Below are 3,903 nucleotides of genomic sequence, written 5' to 3'. Positions count from 1 at the left end.
ACCATCCCGCCCGCGCTCAGCCCCGCCGAGACCACAATCCTCAACGCGCTGCAGGACCCCACTGCAAGGCACTAAGGCATTTGACCCAACTCAGGTGAACCCAGTTGACATCAGTCGCGACCGCCCGGAGCCCGCGGAGGTTCGCGGGCGCTGGCAATGCACGCGCGCGGGGTGCGAACTCCAACGCCGCGACCAGTCGCTCTTGAGGAACAGTCCGCGGATGGCCAAGTGCTCGGCGGATGTCCTGGTGATGGATCAACCCATCCGTGAGAGCGACGGCGCATCCGAACGCCGTGGTGATGCCGCGGGGTTCGGCATGCGCACGGAGCCTGGCCACGAGTTCGTCGGTGCGGAGTCGGCGAGCCTCGTCGACGCCGACCTGGTTGCAGCGACTCAGCGAGAAGCCCGACCGGGCGAACAGGGCTAGCAGCGCGGGCCAACTGAGCACGTCGTAGCTCGCGATGTGACCTACCACGTCGCGCACAGACCATCCCGGACACAGCGACGGCTGCTCCCACTCGTCCGCGGTGAGGGTATCGAGATAGTCGGCCAGGTCGCGCCGCTCTTCGGTCGCCAAGCCGCTGAGGTCAGCCACTCTGTCACTCGCTCTCGTCCAGTTCGCGGCCTCCGCAACCGCTCCGGGGGCCAGGAAACGGAACTGATAAGTCCGCGGGCGGCATGGACGGCCTTTGGGGACGTTCCCCACCGACAAGTCCAGCACACGCCTCCGACAGGTCGACGTCTCGGAGTCACGAGCAGCCTGCTTGCCGGCGCGAATCTTCTGCGCGATCTGTTTTTCTGCGCGTTGCTCACTGCCCACTGCGCAGGAACGTGAAGGATTGGACTCGTGCGCATCACCTACGACCCCGAGGCCGACGGACCCTACATCTACCCGACGGAAGACCCGCTCCCGCCGCGCCGCGACAGCGTCCCGGTCGATCCGCCGGAAGGTGTTCAAGCGATGGTGGTTCTGACCTCGAAGGACGGCAAGATCGTGGGCCTGGAGGTGCTCGACGCAGCGGCCCTCCTTCATGCCGACCTGCTGCAGGACGCAGTGCCGCCCCGTCACACCCGAACCGGTCGCCCTGGGGATGGTTGCACTGTCCGCAATCGTGCCCGAGGATTCTTATCTGGCGTTACCGATGACCATGATCGCCCCGAGGATCAGTGCGAGGACGGACAGGATCGCGCCGACCGCGGCCAGCGGCTTGCCGCGGCGGTGTCCGGTGCAACCGACGATCGCGAGGACGAGTCCGGGCAGCCCGAACGGGAACGGGGTGTAGGCCCGCAGGTTGTCCAAGTTGATCGGGAGCAACGGCACTACGCACCCGAGAAGGCCGAGGATCACGGCAGCCACAGCCAGCCCGGCCCTCTTGGGAGGCTCCACTGGGGGCGGTCCGCCGGGCCACCCGCGGCCGTGGGGATCGGTCCAGGGCTGTTGCGGATGAGGGGGTGGCGGTGTCGGCGCGGAGTACGCGTTCGGTTCGGGCGGCGGGCCATAAGTCATAGGGACTCCACTCTGGCAGAACAGCTCCAGTGCTTCCCTGCATGCCTACCAGCCCACCGGGCCAACTGAGAGACCGGCCGGCGTCCCGAGCGGACCTGGTTTGCTTGCTGGGCTCGACTGTCGAGCGGTTATTGCACGGGTCGTACCACTGGGGCGAGGTGCAACTTGTCCAGGCCGATGGTTGCGAACTGTTCGTGGAGTTGCTCGGTGACTATGAACAGGGCGACCACGACTCGTCCGTTTGAGGTGTCGAGTGCCACGCCGGAGATGGAATTCGCGGTGTGGTCTATCAGTGCGGCTACGCGCTGAGCCAGTCGGTTGGCTTCGGCGATGCTTAGCACACCTCGCGTGACACACAGGTTGGCCTTGTAGACCGATTCGAGTTCCCGCTGGGTCGAGTCCAGGTCACCGGATACCACCGGGACCACCATGACCGTGACCTTCCCGGTGTAGCCGGCGCGGACGTCGGCGAAGCGTTCCGGTCGTGCCCTGATGTAGACGACGAGGGCGTCCTGCTCGCGGATTGTGTTTGCGTTGTTGGATTTCCAGCCGGCTGTGGGGGTGGGGCACGGTACGTCGTCGGGACGCGGTGTTGGCTGCTTGGGCGCGGTCTGCTCGGTTACGTCGATCGATCGGTCATGCCAGATGCCTCGTAGCGTTGCCCAGCCGGTCCGCGTGCCTTGTGCCGTCACGGGGTGGCTGAGTCGGTGGAGGTCGACTCCAGACACTGTGACCGCCAGTGCTGCGGGGCAAGTCGGAGCTGGCGGCTCCACGGGTGTGGGGGTCTCGCCGGGCCGTACGACCGGTACTTGTGGGTCGCGTGTGGATGCGCGAGGCGGGCAGAACACGACCGGCTGGCCGGGGGCGGCGATTACCTGGCCTGTCACCTCGACGGTATCGCCGTCGTGGACGATCAGGTCGCTGGCCGGGGACTGCGGTGTCCAACGCTCGCCGATCGGAGGAGTGGTCGATGCGTCGCCGCACCCCGAAACGACCGCAGCGATCACGATGCCAACGGCCGCGACAAGTTCATTTCGGCGCATAAGGTCTCACCCCTACCTGTAAGGACGCTGCGCGTTGGCTCGGCGTTGCATTCCGGGCATGAGCCGGACGCTCGCGAAGGTGTGTGGGCCGTGGCGGTTGGACAATGGGGCTGTGACCAGTCGGGATCGGGTGAGCGAGCTTGTGTACGGGGCGGTTGCTGATCCTGAGGCAGAGGCGATCCGCGGGGCCACGGTGGAAGAGCTTGCTGAGCTTGAGGTTCGGCCTGACGAGGATTTCCTGGATATCCCTGCCGTCCAGACGGAGCTGTGTCACATTGGGGCATGATGCACCTGGGAGGGACTGATGACATCCGATCCAGCGGGTTTCTACGGTGCGACGGCGCAGACGATTCCCGTGCTTCTTCTCGTTCTCGCGGTGGAAACGACGTTCCTGGCCCGGGCCGCGCACTCGAACGCCGTCAGGCGAAGGCTTGAGGCGTGGGCGGACAGCGGCCAGTTTTCCGTGCCTGGTTTCATCGACTTCATCCCCCTCGCTTCTGTGCTCTGGGAAACTATTGCGAGGTACGCGATCAGGGCGCTCGCGCAGCCGATTGGTCGGCTGGCCAATTCGGCCTTTGTGTTCGGCACACTCTTCCTGTCGTTGGCGGCGGAGCTGCTGGCATTCGTGGGGCTGGCTACCGATCCAGGCTCTACGTTCGTCGCGTGGAGCGTGGGGGTCACCCTGGTCGCCGTCTCGCTTCTCCTGATTGAGACCCTCTGGGCACTTGGAGGCGTTGTTGTGGTCGGCACTCGTGGTCAGCCGCAACTAGAACCACCAATGCAGCCTCCTATCGCGGGTTCACCTCCTGACCGCGACCCGCTCATCTAGGGTGGGTGTCCGTGCGGGAATGGGTTGAGGATCCGGACGAGGTTGAGTTGCGCTGATCGACTTCGACATGGCGCGGCCCGCCACGCGGGTGATGGAAATGTTGAACGTGACGCTGTGGTGGGGACCGTTAGGCGCGGACGAGGACCTGGATCCGCTCATGCGGGGCCTGGACGTACCGCGCAGATGCGGCCTGATCGCGGACGCCTACCGCATGTCGGCCGAGGATCGGGGTCAACTGGTCGAGGTCGCCGTACTGCAGAACGGCAGGGCCTGGCACCTGATGAAGCACCGCGCCGACACGATGGGCGGCGGCTGGCGCCGGATGTGGGACGAAGGTGTCGGCGACAAGATCCAGCGCCGCCAAACCTGGCTGGAGAACCACGCATCCGTCCTCAACAAGGCTCTCCAATAGCTACTCGTCAGGGCCGCGTGTTGACCGTCGTTTGCGATGACGACGTGGGGGTTGGTGTCCGTCGCTGACGTTTCAGACGTTGGCTGAGCGCCGGCGTGCGTGTCGATCTTTG

General features: G+C 65.6%; 5 protein-coding genes and 1 pseudogene. 3 read left to right on the top strand and 3 right to left on the bottom strand.

The window, feature by feature from the left end:
- Nucleotides 1-40: 40 nt before the first annotated feature.
- Entirely contained in the window at nucleotides 41-595 is a 555-nt protein-coding gene (locus tag EV643_RS44605) for a maleylpyruvate isomerase family mycothiol-dependent enzyme (protein WP_166665817.1), read from the bottom strand.
- Nucleotides 596-847: 252 nt separating this feature from the next.
- Between EV643_RS44605 and EV643_RS47165 the strand changes: the two are divergent.
- Nucleotides 848-1,006 (top strand): annotated as a pseudogene (locus EV643_RS47165) (DUF2283 domain-containing protein); the annotation flags it as partial.
- A 120-nt stretch (nucleotides 1,007-1,126) separates the two neighbouring features.
- Here the strand turns inward: EV643_RS47165 and EV643_RS46340 are convergent.
- Both EV643_RS46340 and EV643_RS43775 read right to left on the bottom strand, forming a co-directional pair.
- Nucleotides 1,127-1,387 carry a hypothetical protein gene (locus EV643_RS46340; protein ID WP_133806143.1) on the bottom strand — a complete coding sequence of 87 codons (261 nt, stop codon included), beginning with the start codon at nucleotides 1,385-1,387 and terminating at the stop codon, nucleotides 1,127-1,129.
- A gap of 248 nt (nucleotides 1,388-1,635) precedes the next feature.
- On the bottom strand, nucleotides 1,636-2,199 hold the full coding sequence (locus tag EV643_RS43775; RefSeq protein ID WP_133806142.1) for a hypothetical protein: 564 nt from the start codon (nucleotides 2,197-2,199) through the stop codon (nucleotides 1,636-1,638).
- Between the two features lie 655 nt (nucleotides 2,200-2,854).
- Between EV643_RS43775 and EV643_RS43765 the strand changes: the two genes are divergently transcribed.
- Nucleotides 2,855-3,379 (top strand): hypothetical protein, encoded by a 525-nt coding sequence (locus EV643_RS43765; protein WP_133806140.1) that lies wholly within the window; start codon nucleotides 2,855-2,857, stop codon nucleotides 3,377-3,379.
- 97 nt (nucleotides 3,380-3,476) lie between these two features.
- The gene (locus EV643_RS43760) at nucleotides 3,477-3,791 is read left to right on the top strand and encodes a hypothetical protein (RefSeq protein ID WP_133806139.1); all 315 of its coding nucleotides are present in this window, start codon (nucleotides 3,477-3,479) and stop codon (nucleotides 3,789-3,791) included.
- The last annotated feature ends 112 nt before the right edge of the window (nucleotides 3,792-3,903 follow it).

Source organism: Kribbella caucasensis (assembly GCF_004361855.1).
Classification (GTDB): Bacteria; Actinomycetota; Actinomycetes; order Propionibacteriales; family Kribbellaceae; genus Kribbella; species Kribbella caucasensis.
The sequence above is the reverse complement of the archived record's forward strand: the minus strand, read 5'-3'. Positions and strand labels throughout refer to the sequence as shown.

Excerpts from the sequence above, each read along its gene's own strand:
- EV643_RS43765 (WP_133806140.1), top strand. The coding sequence starts at position 2,855 with ATGACATCCGATCCAGCGGGTTTCTACGGTGCGACGGCGCAGACGATT.
- EV643_RS43760 (WP_133806139.1), top strand. The coding sequence starts at position 3,477 with ATGTTGAACGTGACGCTGTGGTGGGGACCGTTAGGCGCGGACGAGGAC.